Raw genomic sequence first — 21,595 nt, 5'->3', positions numbered from 1 at the left:
TGTCAGTGTGTTACCTGCTTCAACCAGAGACGGAGGCGATCGAGTCCCGTGGCGGGACGATCAATAATAGTACGGCCCTTGGCATCCTTCATGGTAAATCGACCCCTTTCTACCTGCTCTAGGAAGCCGTTTTCGTACCGGACCTGCACAGAATCGTCTTTTACCTCCTTGGCCACGACGGAATCTCCTGGCTTTTCGGCAGCTGGGCGGCGACCATCCCCAACGCCATTCTGCGGCCCACCGGTCTTGCCCTTTCCCTGGTTCCCGGGGTTATTATTGCCGACGTGGTCGCTCTTTCCGGGACTATCACCACCGCTCCCGACACCTTTACCGCCGCCCTGATTTCCTCCGCCATTGTTATTGCCGTTGTTTGCGTTCTTGGCTTGGGCAAAATCAAGAGACAGCAAGGGAGCCGAAACCCGCACCGGGGCTGCCGCGGCAAAAAGGGCGATCAGAAAAAGTGTCGCGGGTTTCCCACTTTCCATGGCTCTACTCGCAGACTTTGAACCAGGACTATAACGCGCACCGAGCGGTTTGTGTTCGATCATCGGGACTTTAGTCCCATCCCGCAGGAAATCTGGGCAGCCGAGCGTCGCGGCGGCAGTTCCGAGAGACTGCAATTCGTGAGCCGTCACGATGACATCTCTCCGTGACAAGAGCGATTTGTCTTCGAACCAGAGCGAGGCCACTTTCGTGTACGCAATTGCCCGGAGAACGCTCCGGACCGCCAACGGATCAATGACCGGACCGTTTGGTTGCGCCATCTTATTCCTCGAGCGCACGGCCGCCAAATCACGAAGCTAAGTGAACACTCAAGCCCATAGGCGGCACGCCAACGTTGAGCGGCGTGCGATGCGGGTTTCGGCTCTGACCAAGGTATTAGGGATCCAACCTGGCAAAACACAGGGTTGTTATAGGGTTGCCCTGCGCTATTCAATCCGCTGCCAGCGGGATCGATTGGGCCTCCTCCCGCTGGCAGCGCGGGCTACGTGCCATTGCCCACTGCGACACATCAAAAACGGGTGTCGCATTACCGGGTCGGCCGATGGGGGTCGCCGCTCCGGCAGACTTCTAACGAGTTAAAGCGTCGGAGGTTCCCTCAAAATGCAAACATTTCTGCTCCGCATATGGGGCTGCTTTTGTGCGCAGACTACCCCTTGCGCCGTTACGGCACCGTTCCGCACCCGGTCAGGAACTTACGATCGCCCCAAGGATTAAGGTGATTGAAGTTGGAGGAACCCTCATGCCTGAACATACCGACATCTCACCGGCGGTCCAGTCGTTGACACGAGAAAGGGCACGCCCCGCGTCCGAAAAGGACGAACTTGAACGAGGGTTGGAAGATACCTTCCCGGCCTCGGATCCCGTCTCAATAACTTTGCCGACCCCCAACGAAAAAGATGCGTACAGGACGGAGGAAAATGCGGCTGTGAACGAACATTCGCATGCCATCAGTCTTAGCGACGAAATAGCTGCGATGCGCCGAGAATTGGACCAGTTGAAAGAAGTTATGTCCCATCTCGGACCGACGTCCGTTCGGATCGCGAAGTCCGGCGCCTCCGATATTGCAGATAAGGCGCGATCGACAGTGCGACTGAGGCCACTTTGCTCGATCGCCATCTCTGCTGTCATTGGATATTTGTGGGCATTGAAGCGTGCTCGCAGCTGACCCCGCCGAGGGCCAACAAAAGGCACGACGCTGGGTCCAACCCCGAAAGGGCCTAGCGAAGACGAAATTATATGGTTCCGTGGTCACTCAAGTTTCTACGCCGCGGAACTAAGCCCTTTTCTGGCTTTCGTCCGGGTTTGGCAATGGCGTCTCATCCGGAGATCCGGTGGGACCGGCTCTTTAACGGGCTTAGGGTCGAACGGAGGTGGCGCGGGATGAAGGGGAGGTCATCTCCAGGATTCACGGTTAGGCTCATCGGGAAACTCCTTCTGAAAAAAAATCACGTAGCCGTTCAGATCTTCCCCAAAGCGTTCTAATGAAAGAATGTCTTGCGGGCTCCCGCAAAACTCCACGATCACTGCCGTGGGCGTAACGTCAGAGCCGCCGCACAAGGCTATCGTGCGTCGCCGAACAGCCCCTGTTCGGCTGTGCCGGCCATGGCGAGGAGCTTTTCACCATCTCTGATACCTTCTTGATAAAGGCTGATCAGTCTGCCAGCAAGCGCATGTGCCGGCTCAGTATCTGCCTCGATTTGGCGTTGTCGACATATTTCGTCAAAGACGTGCCCCAATATCGAAAGGCCAGCAGGATCGACGAAACTTTCCCTTGGAAGGTGACGATGGATCATGACGGTTCTCCACATCGGACGCGCCTACCCGTTGCGCTCCGGCAAACGGTGCTAAGATGAGAAAAGACCGTTCGGATTTCAAGATCTTCCCAGTTCACGGCCTGCACGACCATTTGGCGGTTAAAGCAAACACCCGTCGCGCATAACTGCATGCGTCAATATGGGCAGGCAGCGGTGTTCCGATTGCGGCAGGACCAGGAGTTGACGCTGTCGAGCTCATTCTGCCCGGATTAAGATTCCAAGTGCCCCCTGGCCCTATGGAAAACGTACTTCGATGATCTAATTCATTTCGAAGGGACGTAGCCGTTGCACAAGCGGGCGGTCTGCGAAGGATACAAGCGTAGATGTCATTGAATGACCCGTACAGAATTTTCGAAGGCAGCCACATCGAGGCTCGAGGGGTGGTCAACCCCATCAACCAGCCGGTCGTTGTTCTCGACGACAATCTCTGTGTCACGACCGCGTGGATCCGGGATACGATCGAGGGCGGCCGACGTGGTCTGCATTGTGAATGGCAAGACGAACCGGGACGACCGCATCGCCGCCATAGCAAGCAGGTTGAGGAACCGCGCGAATTGAAAGAGCCTCCGTCCATCCGGAGGAAAAGAACCAGAGCATCACGGGCGCGCTGATCTCAGAGCGACAACGTAAACCCCGGTAGCAGCATGACTGGACCACCTGGAGCATCCTTGCAGAGTAGTTTCAATGTCCTCGTTGTTGAGGATGAGTTCTTCCTCGCGCTGGAGATGGAACATGCACTCGTCCAGGCGGGCTATCGCGTTCTCGGACCGGTCTCCACGATTGGAAATGCCCTTGATCTGCTCGGCCGTGAGCTCCCCGACGCCGCAGTACTTGATGTCCGCCTTGGGAGCGAGAGGGTCACACCGGTTGCTATTCAACTGAAGGCGCTGGGTATCCCGTTTTTTCTTGCCAGTGCCAGTAGCGATGCCGAATTGGCCGCCGATAACATCCTTGCCGAGGTCGTCAATTTCGGAAAACCTACGGACTTGAAGCGTCTTATCGGCGCAATAGACGCTCTTCGAAGCGGATAGACGGGATACGCCAGCCACTGTCGACGGCGCGCCAATCTGCTGGGGATTGTCGCACCCGCTGTCCGAAGCTCCGTACCTGAACCAGCCGCGCCGCGACTACGACGTCGCCCTAACACTCAACCATCAGCAAGCAATTCTCGCCAGATGTGCGCGACGTTTGTGCCCACGTGTTCATTGCGATCGCAGTTCGCCTTCGCCCGGAGATAGGCGTGTCAGCCCGCCGACAGTGAGAACTCCAGGTTCGATGGTTGCAGGCTGGATGCAGCCAAGGCGTGCACTCGCAGTCGAATCTGCTCGCCGGTTCCATCGGCATCTCGGCGCGTAGCGCCTCGGCTCGTGAGTGTCAAAGTCAGTTAAAGTGGAGAGCATTCCGGAGAGAATGCAAGAACAAATCCGTGCGGTGCAAGCAGGACGGAATCGTAATTCCACTCCTGCAAATTACAAGCATGCAAAGGCGCGCCCGATCGGATTGGTTGCTTGCTGACGCTGTCCTCGAAATTTGCACGCATCTGCAAAACGCCTTCGTCGAGTGGCCAATCCACTGCAATTACACCATCATTCTCGAATGGAACTGTGCCTCTTCCCAAATTCTTCAAAAGTGGCACAATTCTATCATGTCTGAGTGCGATCAAATCTCTAATCTTGTGCCAAAGCGAGTTTTTTGTCGGAAAGCCCAGCTTAGACCTGTAGAACGTCAAAGGATCATTCGCATCGGGCATATCGGCCATCGATTTGCCCGGCGGAAAGCCGCCGAAGTTACTTGCCTCCCTCTTACGTCCCACACCGATCGCCTTTGCGCGATCTTCGGTCGTGTCCACAAAAAAATGAAAAGGTCGGTTTTCGCCATAGTCGTCACCTTGAAACAAAAGCGGAATTTGCGGAGATAACAATAGTACCTGAAGCCATAGACTATAGGTGTCCTCTCCAATCAGACTGATCAGTCTTTCGCCAAACGCCCTATTGCCCGTCTGATCATGATTTTGCAGATAGTGGACGAAAGCAGTTGGCGGGGGAGGGGCGAGCGGAGTAGGCATTCGCAACAGGGGGCGTCCAGGCAACACATAGCCTTCTGCGAGCGCTTTATTTACGTGCCGCCAAGGCGACTCGGAGAACGGCTGATAGTGCCCCGCCGTTTCCCCGGTTGCAGCTACATGCATCGCATGGTGAAAATCATCGTTCCAATCTGCATCGAACAGCGGGCTATGAGACCGGCTTAGCAGTTCTATGCTATTCGCCGGGTTCTCAGTAATGAGGTACCGCGAAGGCCCAGCGACCCGCCGGACAGCCTCAGAAAGTTCTTCCAGGATGTGAAAAGCGCCATCATCCTTCATTTGATCCACCGCATCCAATCTCAGCCCGTCCAGGTGGAATTCAGTGAGCCAGTACTTCGCGTTCTCAACGAAGTAGCTTCGCACCTCGGGGCGCCGGAAATCCATCGCGGCTCCCCACGGTGTGCTGTCCTTGCAAAAGAACTCAGGCGTATAAGATTGAAGATGATTTCCCTCCGGGCCAAAGTGGTTGTAGACAACGTCGAGTATCACCATCAGGCCCAGCGCGTGGGCCTCATCCACTAGAGCTTTGAGGTCGTCCGGTGTCCCGTATCGCCGATGCGGTGCATACTGCAGAACCCCGTCATATCCCCAGCCACGAGCGCCGGAAAACTCTGCGACGGGCATGATTTCAAGCGCCGTTATTCCTAATTCAGCAAGTTGCTTGAGGCGCCTGCTGGCAGCGTGGAACGTACCTTCCTCTGTGAAAGTACCTATGTGAACCTCGTAAATGACGGCTTCCTCCCAGGCCCGCCCTTCCCAGCCGGAGTCTTGCCAAGGATACATCTCTCTTGCCGGCACCAATGACAGGCTGTCGACCCCTCCTGCTTGTCCTCTTGATGCCGGGTCCGGAACGATCCTCCCGCCGTCCAGCTGAAAACCATAGGGGTCGCCTGGCTCCGCAGTGGCTACAAGCCAATGCCACCCCCCTGATCCATCTACCATTGGATGACTTGTCCCCTTAAGGTGAAGCCAAATTCTCTCCTGTGAGGGAGCCCATAGCTGGAACATAATTCGTCCATCGGGCTGCCAAGCGGGTCCCCAATGTCCCTCGTGACTATTTATCATTGTTATTCACCTGTGCCAGGCCCTTCACTGCAGCGGCCGCCGCCGGGCCTAAACGACGCAAATCCCGGATGGTTCCTGGCGTCAGATTTGGCTGGCCTTGTTGAGCGAGCTGGCTCCCCCCGCAACTCACAGTGATGCAGCCCTGCCTCCCGCCACATCACCGGCATACACTGATATGGACCACCGGTGGCAGGGCTGCTGCGCTGGCTCGATGGACCGCGTCATGGTCCCGGGCGAGCCAGGCTGAAGGCAACAAATGGTGTTGACGTCAACGAGCGTGTCTCTGCGGCCCGACGAGCTGATTTCACGAAAAAAGGCGGAACTCGAAGGCTTCGCCGTTGTTAATGTTCCAAGAGGAGCCTACTGATGGCAAAATGGAAACGTCCAGTTGAGATCACAGTTGATGGTGCCGGGCGCCAGACAATTCACGGCCCCTATGCGGCAGCAATGTCGCTTATGATAGGTTGGCCGACACAGGGGCCCGAAAGGGACAAGGCGCAGCAGATCTGCCTTGATGCGGCCCAGAGCCGCAGTCCCTCCGAGAATGCCCGAGACGCCTTTTTGTCCGCAGTGGAAGAAGCGGGTCTTACCATTGTCAGTGAGGAAAAGACACCATTTGCGGCGTAGCCGATGCCCGTATGCGGGTGTTCGCCGTGTTTAGGCCGGGCGACGATGGCTAGGGCTCGGCGCAGAGTAGGCCAAGTTACAGCGACCGCGGGGTAAGTTTACCGAGTGACGGCACAGTGCGCGGCACGCATCGCGGACATTGGATGGCCAGCACCAAGGGAGGTTACCAGCCGTGTTCAAAATCCTGGGCGTCCCTACGCACTGTTTGCGCGACATGGGAGACAGGTATGACTGAGGACGAGATTCCAACGGGTACCGAACCGTCTCCCGACGCGCCGCTTACAAAGCGACGAAGGCTTATAGCCGACCGGCGAGGTGACAGCTGAGCTTCGTTGAGATTGGCCTGACCGTCGACCGGAACGGCCGTCTTATCGAAATCCAAAGAATGCAAGCACGGCGAGCACAATGACGACCAACCCTACAATGTAGATGATCTGGTTCATTTTCATCTCCACTTCTGTTTTTTGACGGAATGACAACAATACAGCGGGCTATTAGTTCCGGCCCGGCGCCTGTTGACCTGATGATGGCAGGCATGCGTCCGTCCGCTGAACGTTCTCTGGAGGAAAACCAGGGCAGATCAGATATTACAGTCACTCAATTGTTCGAGGCGGCTCGGGTGTAGTCTGCCTTTCCACAAAAAACGCTAGGACAAAGTTATGAACCGCGGTTCATTATGGCTGCGCTTCTCAGCGCTATGCGATCCCATTGTGAATTGGCCCCCAAAGGCTCGGCGGCGGGTTAAGTGCAGAGTTTCTGCGCGTCAACCTTCGACGTGGACGTGTGCCTCTTTGGCAGCCCTGATGAACGACTTGCGTCCCTTTTCTGCGGACCGCTTGCCTTCCAGAACCTTGAGGCAAATCTTGCGAGCTTTGGCAAGCCTCCTGCCACGGCTGAGCGGCCAACGGTTCTGAAGGATCAAAATTGCTTCAGCAGCGCTATCCACCACCCGCCATTCGCCAGTGAGGGCGCTCTCATAGCAAAGTGGTTTATTCCAGAACTTCGGATCCATCGCGTTTTCCTCAGGTTCCTCGGCTAGCGTAACACGAGCTTGCATTGGTCCGCCGCGCTTACGAAAGCCTCACGCGCTTCGCCGGGGGTGAGCCGGCCCGCAAGTGCTGCTTTGCAAGCAATCTTGGCGCGCGTGTACTCGGCGTCCGTCCGTTTCGGCCAGATATCCTCAAGGCAGATCAGCGCCTCAAAGGCGCTGGTTACCGTACGGTTTCCGCCGAGGCCAAATCTAAGTTCGACGGGAGGGGACCAAATTCCTCTTTCCATCGCAGTCTCCCTGTATCAGGTTGTCGAGGTCGTCCATTAAACCGCGAGCGTGGCCACGAGTTCCCTCCCAAAAGACTGCGGTGTTCAAAAAGACGCGTGCTCGGATTTCCGTCAGCCTTGTGACGCGGCGCCTCTTGCACGATTAAACATGTTCTGGCGTCGGCTCCTGATCAACTTGGGTAGCAGGAGACGTACTGACGATCTTTGCGTAGGTGGGACGGGAGGTATCCATCGGGCAATAGTCACTTTTGACTTCGCCCATAGGCGGGGGACGGCGGTAGGTGCCGATGCCTCGTGCTTTCGCGTAGATCCGCATGACTTGGATCTTGTCCATCTTATCGCTTCCTTTCAGGGTTCTAAAACTTGAACGATTGCAAAGCGGCAAGGTTCCTCGTTACCGGCCAACTGAGGGTCGCCTCGGCTCGTTGCACGGCTGCATGCGACCGGGGCAGGAGCGGGCGGGGATCTTCTCGGCTCTAAGGGCCGGTTCAGCCGGAAGATAGAAACGCTGGCCCCTTTCGGTCGCGCGGCGAAGCAGCAGGCCCTTGCAAGACAGCGCAATTTTATTTTCATTTTTCGAGCCGCGAGCGCATAATTCCCAATCATCGGCAAACTGAGCGGGCGCCGGCGACAGGGAGTTGGCTTCTTCCGCCCCAATGGAAGGAGATCGTAGTGGACTCCCAAACCCATCTAGTCGTTGATCCCCAAGAACGAGACGCAGTTCTTGCGGGTCTTGTGGATGAAATCGCTTCGCATTCCTGGTTTGGATCCGAACCCTCGGAAAGACTTTGGCTGCGCCAATATCTCAAAAACCTCTATGATCGGGGGCTCGTCTACGGTGACAAGTTGGCGAGCGTGGGAATGGCAGCCGCCAAACATCGGAGGCGAGCGACACCGTTTGACGACAGTAGGCGCCGCCAAGGCACCTTCATGCCTGATGATATCAGCGTGATGCGCTCTGTCTTTGACCTTGCCAATCAAACCCCGCGGTATCACCGGGACAGTGAAGAAGCCCGCGCATTGGCGCGCCGAATTATCCATCTGTTCAGAAACGGTTGCGATGATCCGGCAAAAGCGCTCGCGATCATTGCGGCAATGCGGATAAACCCCGCCGATCTCGTCGAAGGGCAGAGGCGCGGAAGGCGGCACCAGGAGAGGGGATGACACGGGTCGGCTTTACGTTTGCGACCGCAGCGTCAAGCGGATAGTAGGTGGGTCACGGCAGAACGGTAACGCCCGACCGCCACGCCCCAAGCAACAACATGACGCCCCCGGCGGCAATCATCGCGAACCCAGGCCAGTTTCGCGCGAGCCCCAGGAATCGCAGGGCCTGACCTTTTGGTTCAAGCGTCGGCTCTCTCGCTGACGGTGAAGGGCTTCGTAGATCGCTTAGCGGCCGTCGCCGGATTGCTCCCCGAAACAAGAACAGAACCCCACAGAAGACAAGGGCTGCACCGAGCAAGATCGTTGACACAACAATTCCTCCTGACAAAGTGGCGCGAGGCTCCTCATCAACTCCGTGCCGCCCCCCCGGGAGCGACATTGGGAAAATAGGGCGCGGCAGCAAGTTGAACAGGTGCTCTGCCGTTGCCCGAAAGGTTCGCCGGCAAGCCCGATGGTCGTTTCGTTGAAAGTCGAGGCCCTGAACTGTCGCGTTCAGGAAGAAACCGGTAGCATTCCATGTCTGCCAGCGCTATCCCCATGAGTGCAGCGCTGTAGAGATAAGAGAATTATCGGCTTATCCGGCCTTCTTCAGACGGATCAACTTGAAAAAGCCAGCGGGAGCAAATGAATGGATCTCGGCGACCTCTATGTCGCAACGGGAGTTCGCCCAGTCGATGATCGTGGAAATCTGAAATGCTGAACTCAGGCCGAGACAGTGCGCCAGCGGCTCTATTGCTTTTGCGATCCTGGCCTGAGGCCCCAGACCGCTGCTCAGCCTGCTTGCAATGACAATCTGACCGCCTGGGCGAAGGACGCGCGCGCACTCGTTGAGCGCGAGCTCCGGATCGGCAAGGAGAGTGAGCACAAATGGAAGGGTGACTGCATCAAACGAGTGGTCAGGAAACCCCAGTTCGTGTGCGTCCATGATTTTCAGACTTCGAACCTGCCTTATGTCTTTTCGTGTAACTTTTTCCCGTGCTTTGGTGATCATTTCGGCGGAGACATCAATTCCATCAATTTTGCAATGGGCTGCATAGTGGGGTAGGACAAGGCCAGTTCCCACACCGATTTCCAGGATATCGCGGCCGGCATCGGAGGAAGAGGCTGCAATCGCCCGATGCGCGGCCCTCAAAAGCCGAGCGTAAAGGACGTCGTAAACCGGCGCCCAACGTCGATAGATCTTCTCTTGCCGCACAGCGGTGTCTGTGATGCTCAACATGATCACTTCCGAAACAAGAGCTACACTCTAAAGTCGGCGACCATTTCCGGAAGGAACCCGTCGATGCCTTTGCCAAGGCCATGGAGCTTGCCGCGCGACCAGTGCTCGGCCGAAGTTTTATCTAAAGGTGACGGGTTCCGATGTCCGACAGCACTACATTGCGCTTGGTGCCGAACATTCCACCAAACCAGGCAGCCACAGCGCCAAGCACAAGAGACACGAAGCCCAGGAATGCACCGGTCGAAACTGCGGCTGTCGCCGTTTCTGCAGCTTCGGCGGCCCGCTGCTTGGCAGCCTCCAGATTATCACGATAGGTCTGTTCGTACTGCTCAACCTGCGTGCGCGCCTGATCGAGAGGAATTCCCTGCGCCTTTGCAAGGGCGTCCGCAGCCCGGCCACGAGCTTCTTCTGCCTGGGCTTCGTCGCCGCTCACGAGAGCCTGGAACGAAGCAACGGCCGCGCTCTGAAGCGCCTGCGGGTCGCTGCCGGTAGACGAGCGGATCTGCTGTTCAATTCCCGCCATCGGGTTGGCCGAATTTGCGAGCGCTGGGGCAGCCGTCGCAGCAGCCGTCGCAGCGGTCTGGCCGATACCGCTGACTACGCTGGTCAATCCACTGAAGGCCCCGCCTATGAGCGTGCCGACGGACGTGGTAAGCAGGTAAACTACAATAAGGGTGGCGACCGCCCACGTAGTCAGCCCATGATAGCCACCGGTGGAATTACTCGGGCGGCCGGATAGGCGGCTGGCGACGTATCCGCCGATAAACGATGCAACAACACCGGAGGCTACGAACCAAATGCCCCCGCTGATGGAAAATGTACTGGCTTCCGGATTATCGTAACCGGACGGATCCAGCACGGCGGCTCCGATGCCGACGCCCAGGAGATTCAGTAGGACCTGGGCAGCCAGAGCGATGGCAACGCCGGCGAAGACTGCTCCCCAGGAGACTTTGTTCAGAGTAGCCGTGTCGGAGACCGCGACCGTGGCGGTGCTTTCGTGGGGAAGGGTGGAAGAAGCGGGCGTAGTCATGGCAGATCCTTCCATTTGCAGGTGCCTGTGATGGTCTTGAACTGTTTTCCGCCACACTTGTTCCAAGATGCAGGTCTGCTTGGAATACTACATCGCCTACCGAAGCGGCTCACTTGCGGATGAACCGGGCACGACCGGCCGCCAAGTCGCCGCATTGCCTCCAACTTAATGCGTGCCGCCCGGCATATGCGCGCTCAAGGCAGACATTCTGAAACCAGAGGTGCGCGAGACCTGGGAGACCGGCGGAGATGATGACTGTTGGGGGGGGTGCCCGGCGCAATGAGTAACACGCAGAGCCGAACGGCACTGGCAAAACGCGGCTGATGATCCCATTCCATCTGCACGGAGATGGAATGGGATCCATTTGCTTAGGCTATTGGCCTGCGCCAGCGCGCGCGCTCTGCGTCGACTTCATCCGGAGAATATGGATCGAGTGATGCATCGAACCCGGTCCAGCCTTCCTGCGCATAGGCAGATCGACGGCGATCGACATCGACACGGTTGGCTGCACGCATTATGCCCTCTGCTTCATTCACTCGGCTCTCGTCGACCCGGGCCACCACCATGGTGCCGCCCCGTCGCACACCCTCGGCATAAAAGTGTGCGTCTTCTTCAGAGACACCCGAATCGATCATCGCCCCGATGATGCCACCCGCCGCTCCGCCGGCCACGGCTCCTGCAGCCGCACCCGCCGCCATGGCTGCCAGCCAGCCAGCTGCGACAACTGGTCCGACCCCGGGAATGGCGAGCATGCCGAGCCCGGCGAGAAGCCCGCCTGTGCCGCCTGCAACCGCACCCAGCCCCGCACCGGTACCAGCACCTTCCGCTGCTTTGGTATCATGCTCTGGCTGGCGGCTGCGCTCATGCGATACAATGCTGATGTCATTTGACGGAATGCCGCTTGATTCCAGCTGGTCAACTGCGCGGCTTGCATCATCGTAGTTATCGAACAATCCTGTTACCGTTCTCATCATTTTGTCCTTCCTGCGTTAGTTGGCGACAACATTGCCCTGGAAATCGAGCGCGACGGCTACCGACTTGCCCTCTTTCATGGCTGTGCCACGCCAGACACCGCTTTCATCCAGCTTGAGGGCGGACACTTCACGGTATCCGGCCTCAGCGATCCGTTCTCTCGCTTGTTCTTCGGTGAAACTGTTCTCGCCAGCCACCGGCGCCGCCGGATTCTGCTCTGCAGGAGTGGCCACGGCCGGCGTGTCGCCTGAAGTTGCCGGTGGGGTTTCCTGAGCAAGCGCAACTGTGGACGCGAGCGCAATGGCGATGCCGCCCAAAATAACCTGTCTTTTCATCGGTGTTCCTCACTTTCATGCCCTTGTTGGGCACCGAGAAAGGAAGCATCGAAGCGCCCAATTGTTCCGTAATCGGAACACGAGAGAGTTGTTTGAGGCGCAAGTCATCCCGAACCCACCATATCGGCACCGTCAAGGTCGAAAGCCCGTACTTCTACTAAAGCTTTGGCGAAGGGGAGGGACGTTTGCCTCTCCTTGAGCGCTCAGGAACTGGGCTGATCGGACCGTAGCGTGAGGAAATGATGAGGAGCCATCGCGACCGACGACCCCCGTCACCATTTCAGATTCCGCAATAAAATCGAAACTGTTGGCGCAATTGTTAGCGCCATATGCTTGCGGCACTATCAGCCCGTCAGACGAACTCAGTGTCGCGTCGACGAAGAAGCCGCAGGTAGAAAAAAATGACGCAGACCTTTTCTTCCATGACATGCAGGAGCGCACTTCGTTCCGCCGGTGGCGCCATCGCAGCCATGGCGATTTCACCGTCTCTCAGTCTGGCAGCCGAGACTGCATCAGCATCCAGCTCAACCGAAGGAACCAACACAATGGCATATGTAACCTCCAAGGACGGCGTCGAAATTTTCTACAAGGACTGGGGTCCGAAGGACGCTCAGCCGATCGTGTTCCACCACGGTTGGCCGCTGTCGTCGGACGACTGGGATGCCCAGATGCTGTTCTTCCTGTCGAAAGGTTATCGCGTCGTTGCGCATGATCGCCGTGGTCACGGACGTTCCGCTCAGGTTTCCGACGGCCATGATATGGATCACTATGCCGCGGATGCCTTCGCCGTCGTCGAAGCGCTCGACCTTAAGAATGCCGTCCACCTCGGTCACTCCACCGGCGGCGGTGAAGTCGCTCGCTACGTCGCCAAGCACGGCCAGCCAGCCGGCCGCGTCGCCAAGGCGATTCTCGTTTCCGCAGTACCTCCACTGATGCTCAAGACTGAAGCGAATCCAGAAGGTCTGCCAATGGAAGTCTTCGACGGCTTTCGCTCGGCACTTGCCGCCAACCGCGCGCAGTTCTTCCGTGATGTTCCGGCTGGTCCGTTCTACGGTTTCAATCGGGATGGCGCGACGGTCCAGGAAGGCGTGATCGAGAATTGGTGGCGCCAGGGCATGATGGGCGGCGCGAAGGCGCATTACGACGGCATCAAGGCGTTCTCTGAAACTGACCAGACGGAAGATCTGAAGGCAATTGCCGTTCCAACCCTCATCCTGCATGGCGAAGACGACCAGATCGTGCCGATCGCAGATTCCGCACTGAAGTCTTCCAAGCTCTTGAAGAATGGCACGCTCAAGACCTATTCCGGCTTCTCGCACGGCATGCTGACCGTCAACGCCGATGTCCTGAATGCCGATCTCCTGGCCTTCGTGAAAGCCTGATCGATCCGACGGCGGGTGGGCCTCCCGCATCCGTCGCCACCATGAACACGCGTGCCTACCCGGCGCGCCATCATTCGATAGAGGGAACCTACGATGACGAACAGCAACCCGTCCAAGAAAGTGGAGAACCATGGCGTCGCCTGGGAGCGCGCCTTCGGATACGTTCAGGCCGTGCAGGTCAAGGATACGATCTATGTCTCGGGCCAGTTGAGCCATGATGGCAACGGCAAACTTGTCGCTCCGGCGGAACTCGATGAGAATAAGCGGCCTGCAGACTTCTCGCAGATGGAGAGCCAGATCCGCCAGACCTACGTCAATGCAAAGACTCTGCTCGCCAGATATGGTGCGACGCTAGACGATGTTGTCGAAGAGACACTGTACGTGCTTGATGTTCCCAGCGCGTTTGCAGCTGGATCCAAGGTGCGCAAGGAAATGTACGGTACGGATGTGCCTAAGTGCGCCAGCAACCTGATCGGGGTTTCGGCGCTGGCTTTCCCTGAGCAGATCGTCGAAATCACGTTCCGGGCAATCATATCCCGCTGATTGATCGGGCGGCAGCCACTCCATGAACCGCCGGAGACGATGGGCCTCGGGCGGCAAACCCGTTGAATCGGTTCACACCATGCCAAAAACACCGGCCGCCAAGGCGCCCGCGCCTGGTACCATGGAACTCACCCCCGACCTCGTCGCCACAACCATCAGAATTGTCGAAGACGAGGGACCGGAACCCAATTGGAATCCGATCTCGCCCGAGCAGCTCGACGATCTCGTCAGCAAGGTTGAGGAAGAGGCTGATGACGAGGAGATATGGGTGTTCGCGTACGGATCCTTGATGTGGAACCCGGGTTTCGAGGTGGCCGCCAGCGAAAAGGCGGTCGCTTACGGCTGGCACCGTGCGTTCTCGTTGAGGATCGAACGCCTCAGGGCAACCTCTGACGCGCCCGGTCTCATGCTTGCGCTTCGGCCAGGAGGAAGCTGTTCAGGTCTTGTCCAGAAGCTTCCGTGCACCACCAAGAGGGATCATCTGCGTACTCTTCTGGCGCGAGAGATTCGGTATGACGAAGTGTGCGACATGCTGCGTTGGGTTTCGGTGAAGACACCGACCGGTGTCCGGCGGGCACTCACGTTCTGGGCGAGTGGCAGGCAATCTCCGCTCACGGAGAAGATCCCCCTCGAAGAGGCGGCAAGGTTGATCGCCCAGGCATGTGGACCTGCCGGATCTTGCGCGGAATACCTGCATCGGACGGTTTCAGATCTGGCGGATCGCAAGATCTATGATCGAAACCTGTGGCAGCTCCAGCAACTAGTCGCAGCTAGGCTTCGAGCATTCCAAGCATGATCGAATTTGAAACGGGTGGGCGAGATCATGTGACGGGCATTTGCGTGCGTCAGTCCAACATGACCATCTTTGCCGCGACCTGCTCCTCGAAGAACTTGGAGAATGACGCAATCCTTGGCGGGAGGGCTTGGTAGGGCGGGTAGAACAGCGTCAGCCACAGGTCAGGAGGCGCCCATCCCTTGAAGACGTGGACAAGGCGACCGCTACTGATGTGATCGGCGATATTGAATCCTGGAAGCAGCGCGACACCCGCGCCATCGGCGGCCATGTCCGCCAGGACCTCTCCGCTGTTCGCGCTGAAGGCTCTGCCTGCCGAAATCGTGATGCTTGACCCACCGTCCGAGAGCACCCAGTTCTCACGCCGGCTTTCGCCGCTGTACGCGAGGCAGTCGTCGGGTTTCAGTTCGTTCGGGTGCTGCATGTCGGCGAAACTGGTGCCGGGAGCGGCGACCAGGATGCGCGGCACCACCCGGATCTTTCTCCAGATCGTGAACTTGTCCGAAGGCTGCGACGAGATGCGAATCGCCAGGTCGTAGTCGTCGTCGACGATGTTCACCAATCCATCCGACAGCGAGATCTCGAAGCTCATCTTTGGATAGCGTTCCTTGAACCCACACAGGATCGGCGGCAGCACCGTCTTGCCGAACCATGTCGGCGCACTGATACGCAGCCGACCCTCGTCCGCCTTGTGTGCGTTCATGACTTCGCGCCGCGCGTCTTCAAGCGTCTTCACCGCGGGCTGGATCTGCGCGGCAAAGATTGCGCCGTCGGTTGTCAGCGATACCTGTCTCGTCGTGCGAACGAAGAGCTGCACGCCAAGTTCGGCCTCGAGGGCGGCGATTGCCCGTGTGACGGCTGCTGGCGTCATGTCCAGTTCGCGGGCGACCTGGGCAAAGTTCCGCTTCTCAGCGGCGAGTAGAAAGGTTCGGAGAGCTTTGTAGTCGTTCATCTCATTATTTCGCAAAGCGCAATTCAATCAAAAGGAATATTGCAATTCCGAGCGGCGATCAACGGCTCTACATTCTTATCAACACCGAACCACAAAACGAGAGGCTTCAAGATGATCAAGGACATCAAGGGACTGCACCACGTGACATCCATGGCATCGGACGCGCGGCAGAACAACCGCTTCTTCACCGACACGCTTGGTCTTCGTCGTGTCAAGCAGACTGTCAACTTCGACGACCCGAGCGTCTATCACCTCTACTATGGTGACGAGACGGGCTCGGCCGGGACGGTGATGACCTACTTTCCGTTCCCGAACATGATGCGTGCCCGCCCCGGTGTCGGTGAAGTCGGCGAGACCCAGTTCGCCGTTCCCGAGGGATCGCTGAAGTTCTGGCAGGATCGCTTTACAACCCACGGCGTGGACGGTCTGGAACGCGATACTGTCTTCGGCGTCGAGCGACTCCGCTTCATGGGACCGGACGGCGACAGCTTTGCGCTTATCGAGTCCGCTGACGACAGGCGTGCTCCATGGCTCGCAGATGGAATTCCAGAAGATGCGGCCATCCGCGGTTTCGCGGGCGCACGCTTCAGCCTGCACGACACCGCTGCAACGGAGGAGCTTCTCGGCTTCATGGGCTACGAGCGGGCCGAGAAGGAGGACGATGTTGTACGCTTCATTATACCCAACGGCAACGGAGCGGACACGATCGATCTACTGGCATTGCCAAAGACGCCGTTTGCGCGACAGGGTGCAGGTTCGGTGCACCATATCGCATTCGCCGTCGACACCCGCGAGAAGCAGCTCGAGGTGCGCAAGGCGCTGATGGACACCGGCTATCAGGTCACCCCCGTCATCGACCGCGATTACTTCTGGGCGATCTACTTCCGCACGCCGGGCGGCATCCTCTTCGAGGTCGCCACAAACGAGCCCGGATTCAACCGCGACGAGGATACAGCCCATCTCGGAGAAGCGCTCAAGCTACCGGGCCGATATGAAGCTTTCCGCGATCAGATCCAGGCGAATCTCGAGCCATTGGCTGCCTGAAAAGACCACTCAGAACTGATGGCATTTCGAATTTTGGACGTCTCACACATAATTCTCGATGGAGAGATGGCAATGGATCAATTGGGAGCGATCAGAGCCTTTGTTCGTGTCGTCGAGGCGGGATCCTTTGCAAAGGCTGCAGACACGATGGGTGCGCCACGCTCGACCGTGAGTAAGCTTGTCCAGGATCTTGAGGCAAGCTTGAGCCTCAAACTGATCGAACGCACGACACGTTCAGTCAACGTGACACCTGAGGGAGTTGCTTATTACGAGCGCGCCATTCGCCTGATCGCCGATTTCGACGATATGAACAATGAGGCGACCCGTGGGCGCCTAGCCACCAGGGGAAAACTTCGGGTTGACGTAGGAGGAACCTTCGCGAATTCGATTTTGATCCCTCGGCTCCCGGAGTTTTACGCGCTCTATCCAGAGATCGAGTTGCATCTTGGTGTAACAGAACGTCAGGCCGACATCGTCGAAGAGGGCATAGACTGCGTTATCCGTGCCGGCGATCTGCCCAGCGCATCTCTCGTTGCGAGGAAATTATGCAGCGTTGAGATAGTGACCTGCGCAACACCGCTGTACCTCGAAAAACACGGCGTGCCTTCTTCGCCATCGGATCTGCAGCGTGACCATATTGTCGTGCAGTACTTTTTTGCACGTAGTCTGAAGGCTGCACCCGTCCGACTGATGAATGGCGATCAGAAAATAGAAATCTACAGCCCCATTAAGCTCTCCACCAGTGATGCGACGGCGCATTTGCATGGAATTTTAGCAGGACTGGGTATCGGGCAGACGTTTGAATTCTTGGCACGGCCCCATATCGCTCGTGGCGCCCTGGTACCAATCTTGAGAGATTGGGCGCCGCCACGTTACCCTGTCCACATTGCAAGACCAGCGGGTCGGTTTCCGAGTGTCAAGTATCAGGTCTTTGCAGACTGGGTTGCGGGTGTTTTTTCTGCCTACGACGATGAGACCGGCACACGCTAGTGGCTTTATCCATATGCATGGATAGTCACTCTACAATGACGGGCTTCTCCGATCTCTCATTTGTCCTGTATGGGAGTGTGCAGTGACATGGCGCCCGTTTCCTGGTTCGGCATAGATCGAACCATGAATTTGGAGCAACGGGTGTTGAGAGCATGCAGAAGACAAAGTGATCGCGACATGGAACCCCCGCGCTTACAGAGTGCTCACCATCTAGTCGCGTCAATGCTCAATGGCAGGCTGCCACGCATTTCGCGGCTCATATGCCGCTCTCCTGTTGTCCATGGGCTGTCTCGCCTTAGCGCAGTCAGCCAAATCGCTCCACGCCGAATATGCGTGAACAGCGACACTGCAAACTACCTCAGGGCCGCCTGTTCGAATGGAATTTTCTTGAGCAAATTTTGGACTGAATGGTCGCGTTGCGTAGCCTCGTGTGACGTCCGCAGGTCAACCGAACTTCAGAGTAATTATTGCAATAAAGGCAACTCATTCGCAATTAATATTGCCATTTTGCACAAGCGCAAATCAGACTACGTTTCCTTTCAGAAGCCGTGGCAACGAGGGAATGAAAGCATCGGTTTCGACCTACACAGGGCCTTATAAGCCCTGTTCCAGGACGTTCGTCCGACAGGCCCTGCCCAATTTAACCCGCCGCATTCGCGGTCCAAACAACCGAAGAGGAAAATCTCATGTCCAAGCTCGAAGTTCTCACTCCCGCCAACAGCCAGCTCATCTTCATCGACCAGCAACCGCAGATGGCCTTCGGCGTGCAGTCGATCGACCGCCAGACGCTAAAGAACAATGTCGTCGGCCTCGCCAAGGCCGCCAAGATCTTCAATATTCCGACCACGATCACTACGGTCGAGACGCAATCCTTCTCTGGTAACACGTATCCCGAGCTGCTTGCTGTCTTCCCGGAGAACGACATTCTCGAACGCACGTCGATGAACTCCTGGGACGACCAGAACGTGCGCGATGCGCTCGCGAAGAACGCTGCCAACGGTCGCAAGAAGATTGTCGTCTCCGGCCTCTGGACCGAGGTCTGCAACACGACGTTCGCCCTCTCCGCTCTCCATGACGTTCCGGATTACGAGATCTATATGGTCGCGGATGCTTCCGGCGGCACCTCTTCGGATGCACACAAATACGCGATGGATCGCATGGTGCAGGCGGGGGTGATCCCGGTCACCTGGCAGCAGGTTCTGCTCGAATGGCAGCGCGACTGGGCACGGAAGGAAACCTACGATGCGGTCACCACGCTTGTGAAGGAGCATTCCGGCGCGTACGGCATGGGCGTCGACTACGCCTACACGATGGTTCACGGCGCAGAGGAACGTGTCAAGCACGGCAAGCGCATCGGCCCGAACCCCGCAAAGTAAGAGCCCGATCAGGCCGCTCCGATAACCCCGTCGGTGCGGCCTTTCGCTAACCGTGGAGGACATCCCGTGAAAATCTATCTTCTTTCTCTCGGTGCAGGCCTGCTTGTGGGCATCGTCTACAGCCTCCTGAACGTCCGCTCGCCGGCTCCGCCTGTCATTGCCCTGGTCGGCCTTCTCGGCATCCTGGTCGGCGAGCAGATCCTCCCGCTCGCGAAGTCGCTTTGGGCAAAGGAGCCGGCGGCCATTTCGTGGATTTATCAGATTAAACCGCACGTATTCGGCCACATGCCGAAGGGCGGCGATCTTATCGACCTTGCCGATCAGGCGAAGGCGAATGTGGAGGAGCGGAGCTGATGACGACGCGGCGATCCTTTCTTGGAGGCGCGTCGGGCCTGGCGTTCTCGAAGCTCTTCTCCTCCGCAAAAGCCGCCGATCCCAACCAGACCGGAGTAGACACCATGCATCCCGACCTGATCCTCCACAACGGCCGCGTAACGACCCTTGACCGGACCAATCCGAATGCGACGGCGATCGCCATCAAGGATGGCCTGTTTCTCGAAGTCGGATCCGACAGCGAAATTTTGGCGCTGGCTGGTTCTGGCACTAAGATCGTTGACCTTAGGGGCAAGCGTGTTCTGCCCGGATTGATCGATAACCATACCCACGTCGTTCGCGGTGGCCTGAACTACAACATGGAACTGCGCTGGGATGGTGTTCGCTCGCTAGCGGACGCGATGGACATGCTGAAGCGCCAGGTGGCGATCACGCCCGCCCCGCAGTGGGTGCGCGTCGTCGGCGGCTTCACCGAACATCAGTTCGCGGAAAAGCGTCTGCCGACCATCGAGGAGATCAACGCTGTCGCGCCCGATACGCCCGTGTTCCTTCTGCACCTTTATGATCGTGCGCTGCTCAACGGCGCCGCTCTGCGCGCAGTCGGCTACACCCGTGACACGCCGAACCCGCCCGGCGGCGAGATCATGCGCGATGCCAGCGGAAACCCCACGGGCATGCTTCTCGCCAAGCCGAATGCAGGCATTCTCTACTCGACACTTGCGAAGGGTCCGAAGCTTCCTCTCGACTATCAGGTCAACTCCACTCGCCACTTCATGCGCGAACTGAACCGCCTTGGAGTGACAGGCGTAATCGACGCGGGTGGTGGTTTCCAGAACTATCCGGACGACTACGAGGTCATCCAGAAGCTGTCTGACGACAACCAGATGACGGTCCGGCTGGCTTACAACCTCTTCACCCAGAAACCGAAGGAAGAGAAGCAGGACTTCCTCAACTGGACGCAATCGGTCAAATACAAGCAGGGCAACGATTACTTCCGCCACAACGGTGCCGGCGAGATGCTTGTCTTCTCCGCAGCCGACTTTGAAGACTTCCGGCAGCCTCGTCCGGAGATGGCCCCGGAGATGGAAGGCGAGCTTGAAGAGGTCGTCCGCGTCTTGGCGGAAAACCGTTGGCCATGGCGTCTGCATGCTACCTATGATGAGACGATCTCTCGCGCCCTCGACGTATTCGAGAAGGTCAACAAGGACATTCCGCTCGAAGGACTGAACTGGTTCTTCGACCATGCCGAAACCATCTCGGATCGCTCGATCGACCGTATCGCCGCACTCGGTGGTGGCATCGCCACGCAGCACCGCATGGCCTACCAGGGCGAATACTTCGTTGAGCGGTACGGTCACGGCGTGGCTGAGGCTACCCCACCGATCCGTCGCATGCTCGACAAGGGCGTGAACGTATCGGCCGGCACCGATGCCACCCGCGTTGCTTCTTACAATCCGTGGGTTTCGCTGTCGTGGATGATCACCGGCAAGACGGTCGGCGGAATGCAACTCTATCCGCGAGCCAACTGCCTCGACAGGGAGACTGCGCTGCGCATGTGGACTGAGAAGGTCACGTGGTTCTCCAATGAAGAGGGCAAGAAGGGCCGCATCGAGAAGGGTCAGTTCGCCGATCTGGTGGTGCCGGACAGGGACTTCTTCTCCTGCGCCGAGGACGAGATTTCGTTCCTCACCTCGGAACTGACCATGGTCGGCGGCAAGATCGTCTATGGTGCAGGCGATTTTAAGACGCTCGACGAGAACGACATCCCACCCGCGATGCCCGACTGGTCTCCCGTACGCAGGTTTGGCGGCTACGCGGCCTGGGGCGAACCGGAGGGCGCGGGCGCTCGATCCTTGCGCCGCACCGCCATCTCCACATGCGGATGCGCCAGCGATTGCGGCGTGCACGGCCACGACCATGCCGGAGCCTGGACATCCAAGCTTCCGATCGCCGACCTCAAGGGGTTCTTCGGCGCACTTGGTTGCTCCTGCTGGGCCGTCTGACGAGCCTGAGCTCGGGTGACTGGATGCCACCCGAGCATCACCTCATAATTGTGCATTTTGCAATTGAATCGAAACTATTGCTGCAATT

25 protein-coding genes are annotated in these 21,595 nt (G+C 57.9%); 13 read left to right on the top strand and 12 right to left on the bottom strand.

Translation table 11 applies throughout. The annotated features are described in order from the left end of the window. Positions 1-2: 2 nt before the first annotated feature. Complete coding sequence (locus P0086_RS01635; protein ID WP_275782188.1) at positions 3-764, bottom strand: hypothetical protein; 762 nt, start codon at positions 762-764, stop codon at positions 3-5. Between the two features lie 479 nt (positions 765-1,243). Between P0086_RS01635 and P0086_RS01630 the strand changes: the two genes are divergently transcribed. Continuing rightward, positions 1,244-1,669, top strand: a complete 426-nt coding sequence (locus tag P0086_RS01630; RefSeq protein WP_112608080.1) for a hypothetical protein — start codon at positions 1,244-1,246, stop codon at positions 1,667-1,669. Positions 1,670-2,063: 394 nt separating this feature from the next. Here P0086_RS01630 and P0086_RS01625 read toward each other — a convergent pair whose 3' ends face one another. Next, on the bottom strand, positions 2,064-2,297 hold the full coding sequence (locus tag P0086_RS01625) for a hypothetical protein (RefSeq protein WP_112599746.1): 234 nt from the start codon (positions 2,295-2,297) through the stop codon (positions 2,064-2,066). Positions 2,298-2,641: 344 nt separating this feature from the next. Between P0086_RS01625 and P0086_RS01620 the strand changes: the two genes are divergently transcribed. Both P0086_RS01620 and P0086_RS01615 read left to right on the top strand, forming a co-directional pair. Next, the gene (locus P0086_RS01620) at positions 2,642-2,929 is read left to right on the top strand and encodes a hypothetical protein (RefSeq protein ID WP_275782187.1); all 288 of its coding nucleotides are present in this window, start codon (positions 2,642-2,644) and stop codon (positions 2,927-2,929) included. A 57-nt stretch (positions 2,930-2,986) separates the two neighbouring features. Beyond that, positions 2,987-3,349 (top strand): hypothetical protein, encoded by a 363-nt coding sequence (locus P0086_RS01615; protein ID WP_275782186.1) that lies wholly within the window; start codon positions 2,987-2,989, stop codon positions 3,347-3,349. A gap of 353 nt (positions 3,350-3,702) precedes the next feature. Here P0086_RS01615 and treZ read toward each other — a convergent pair whose 3' ends face one another. Continuing rightward, on the bottom strand, positions 3,703-5,409 hold the full coding sequence (treZ, locus tag P0086_RS01610; RefSeq protein ID WP_162714669.1) for a malto-oligosyltrehalose trehalohydrolase: 1,707 nt from the start codon (positions 5,407-5,409) through the stop codon (positions 3,703-3,705). Positions 5,410-5,832: 423 nt separating this feature from the next. On the opposite strand from treZ, the gene P0086_RS01605 reads away from it, so the two are divergent. After that, complete coding sequence (locus P0086_RS01605) at positions 5,833-6,093, top strand: DUF982 domain-containing protein (protein ID WP_275782185.1); 261 nt, start codon at positions 5,833-5,835, stop codon at positions 6,091-6,093. Between the two features lie 763 nt (positions 6,094-6,856). On the opposite strand, the gene P0086_RS01600 is transcribed toward P0086_RS01605, so the two are convergent. From P0086_RS01600 to P0086_RS01590, 3 genes are all read right to left on the bottom strand, one after another. Continuing rightward, the gene (locus P0086_RS01600) at positions 6,857-7,105 is read right to left on the bottom strand and encodes a DUF982 domain-containing protein (protein ID WP_275782184.1); all 249 of its coding nucleotides are present in this window, start codon (positions 7,103-7,105) and stop codon (positions 6,857-6,859) included. 23 nt (positions 7,106-7,128) lie between these two features. After that, the gene (locus P0086_RS01595) at positions 7,129-7,371 is read right to left on the bottom strand and encodes a DUF982 domain-containing protein (protein WP_112599755.1); all 243 of its coding nucleotides are present in this window, start codon (positions 7,369-7,371) and stop codon (positions 7,129-7,131) included. Between the two features lie 142 nt (positions 7,372-7,513). Continuing rightward, positions 7,514-7,705, bottom strand: coding sequence for a hypothetical protein (locus P0086_RS01590; protein ID WP_148189498.1), 192 nt, complete (start codon positions 7,703-7,705; stop codon positions 7,514-7,516). Positions 7,706-8,043: 338 nt separating this feature from the next. Here P0086_RS01590 and P0086_RS01585 point away from each other — a divergent pair, with 338 nt between their 5' ends. Next, positions 8,044-8,535, top strand: coding sequence for a hypothetical protein (locus P0086_RS01585; RefSeq protein ID WP_148179025.1), 492 nt, complete (start codon positions 8,044-8,046; stop codon positions 8,533-8,535). A gap of 52 nt (positions 8,536-8,587) precedes the next feature. Here P0086_RS01585 and P0086_RS25265 read toward each other — a convergent pair whose 3' ends face one another. From P0086_RS25265 to P0086_RS01565, 5 genes are all read right to left on the bottom strand, one after another. Continuing rightward, positions 8,588-8,845: a hypothetical protein gene (locus P0086_RS25265; RefSeq protein ID WP_148179026.1), complete on the bottom strand. Its 258-nt coding sequence runs from the start codon at positions 8,843-8,845 to the stop codon at positions 8,588-8,590. A gap of 264 nt (positions 8,846-9,109) precedes the next feature. Then, positions 9,110-9,754, bottom strand: coding sequence for a class I SAM-dependent methyltransferase (locus P0086_RS01580; RefSeq protein ID WP_275782183.1), 645 nt, complete (start codon positions 9,752-9,754; stop codon positions 9,110-9,112). 121 nt (positions 9,755-9,875) lie between these two features. Continuing rightward, the gene (locus tag P0086_RS01575; RefSeq protein ID WP_275782182.1) at positions 9,876-10,784 is read right to left on the bottom strand and encodes a PhnA-like protein; all 909 of its coding nucleotides are present in this window, start codon (positions 10,782-10,784) and stop codon (positions 9,876-9,878) included. 368 nt (positions 10,785-11,152) lie between these two features. After that, entirely contained in the window at positions 11,153-11,755 is a 603-nt protein-coding gene (locus P0086_RS01570) for a general stress protein (RefSeq protein WP_112608364.1), read from the bottom strand. An 18-nt stretch (positions 11,756-11,773) separates the two neighbouring features. Then, positions 11,774-12,091 carry a PepSY domain-containing protein gene (locus P0086_RS01565; RefSeq protein ID WP_112599761.1) on the bottom strand — a complete coding sequence of 106 codons (318 nt, stop codon included), beginning with the start codon at positions 12,089-12,091 and terminating at the stop codon, positions 11,774-11,776. A 545-nt stretch (positions 12,092-12,636) separates the two neighbouring features. Between P0086_RS01565 and P0086_RS01560 the strand changes: the two genes are divergently transcribed. The 3 genes from P0086_RS01560 to P0086_RS01550 all read left to right on the top strand — a co-directional run bounded on the left by P0086_RS01560 (position 12,637) and on the right by P0086_RS01550 (position 14,812). Further along, positions 12,637-13,473 (top strand): alpha/beta hydrolase, encoded by an 837-nt coding sequence (locus P0086_RS01560; protein ID WP_345799288.1) that lies wholly within the window; start codon positions 12,637-12,639, stop codon positions 13,471-13,473. Between the two features lie 93 nt (positions 13,474-13,566). Further along, positions 13,567-14,016, top strand: coding sequence for a Rid family hydrolase (locus P0086_RS01555; protein WP_275782180.1), 450 nt, complete (start codon positions 13,567-13,569; stop codon positions 14,014-14,016). A 121-nt stretch (positions 14,017-14,137) separates the two neighbouring features. Beyond that, positions 14,138-14,812: a gamma-glutamylcyclotransferase gene (locus P0086_RS01550; RefSeq protein ID WP_275782179.1), complete on the top strand. Its 675-nt coding sequence runs from the start codon at positions 14,138-14,140 to the stop codon at positions 14,810-14,812. Between the two features lie 49 nt (positions 14,813-14,861). Here the strand turns inward: P0086_RS01550 and P0086_RS01545 are convergent, their stop codons facing one another. Continuing rightward, complete coding sequence (locus tag P0086_RS01545; protein WP_148179030.1) at positions 14,862-15,761, bottom strand: LysR family transcriptional regulator; 900 nt, start codon at positions 15,759-15,761, stop codon at positions 14,862-14,864. 111 nt (positions 15,762-15,872) lie between these two features. Here P0086_RS01545 and P0086_RS01540 point away from each other — a divergent pair, with 111 nt between their 5' ends. From P0086_RS01540 to P0086_RS01520, 5 genes are all read left to right on the top strand, one after another. Beyond that, on the top strand, positions 15,873-16,805 hold the full coding sequence (locus P0086_RS01540) for a VOC family protein (RefSeq protein WP_275782178.1): 933 nt from the start codon (positions 15,873-15,875) through the stop codon (positions 16,803-16,805). A 72-nt stretch (positions 16,806-16,877) separates the two neighbouring features. Next, entirely contained in the window at positions 16,878-17,795 is a 918-nt protein-coding gene (locus P0086_RS01535; protein WP_112608100.1) for a LysR family transcriptional regulator, read from the top strand. A gap of 686 nt (positions 17,796-18,481) precedes the next feature. Continuing rightward, positions 18,482-19,171, top strand: coding sequence for a hydrolase (locus P0086_RS01530; protein ID WP_148189504.1), 690 nt, complete (start codon positions 18,482-18,484; stop codon positions 19,169-19,171). Positions 19,172-19,237: 66 nt separating this feature from the next. Then, on the top strand, positions 19,238-19,525 hold the full coding sequence (locus P0086_RS01525) for a XapX domain-containing protein (RefSeq protein WP_112599769.1): 288 nt from the start codon (positions 19,238-19,240) through the stop codon (positions 19,523-19,525). Then, positions 19,525-21,507: an amidohydrolase gene (locus P0086_RS01520; RefSeq protein ID WP_148179032.1), complete on the top strand. Its 1,983-nt coding sequence runs from the start codon at positions 19,525-19,527 to the stop codon at positions 21,505-21,507. Before P0086_RS01525 ends, P0086_RS01520 begins: the two co-directional genes overlap by 1 nt. Positions 21,508-21,595: the final 88 nt, after the last annotated feature.

Origin of the sequence: Mycoplana sp. MJR14, assembly GCF_029210525.1 — a bacterium.
In the GTDB taxonomy this organism is placed as follows: Bacteria; Pseudomonadota; Alphaproteobacteria; order Rhizobiales; family Rhizobiaceae; genus Mycoplana.
Note: the sequence above shows the minus strand (reverse complement) of the source record. Positions and strands in the feature narration are given on the sequence as shown.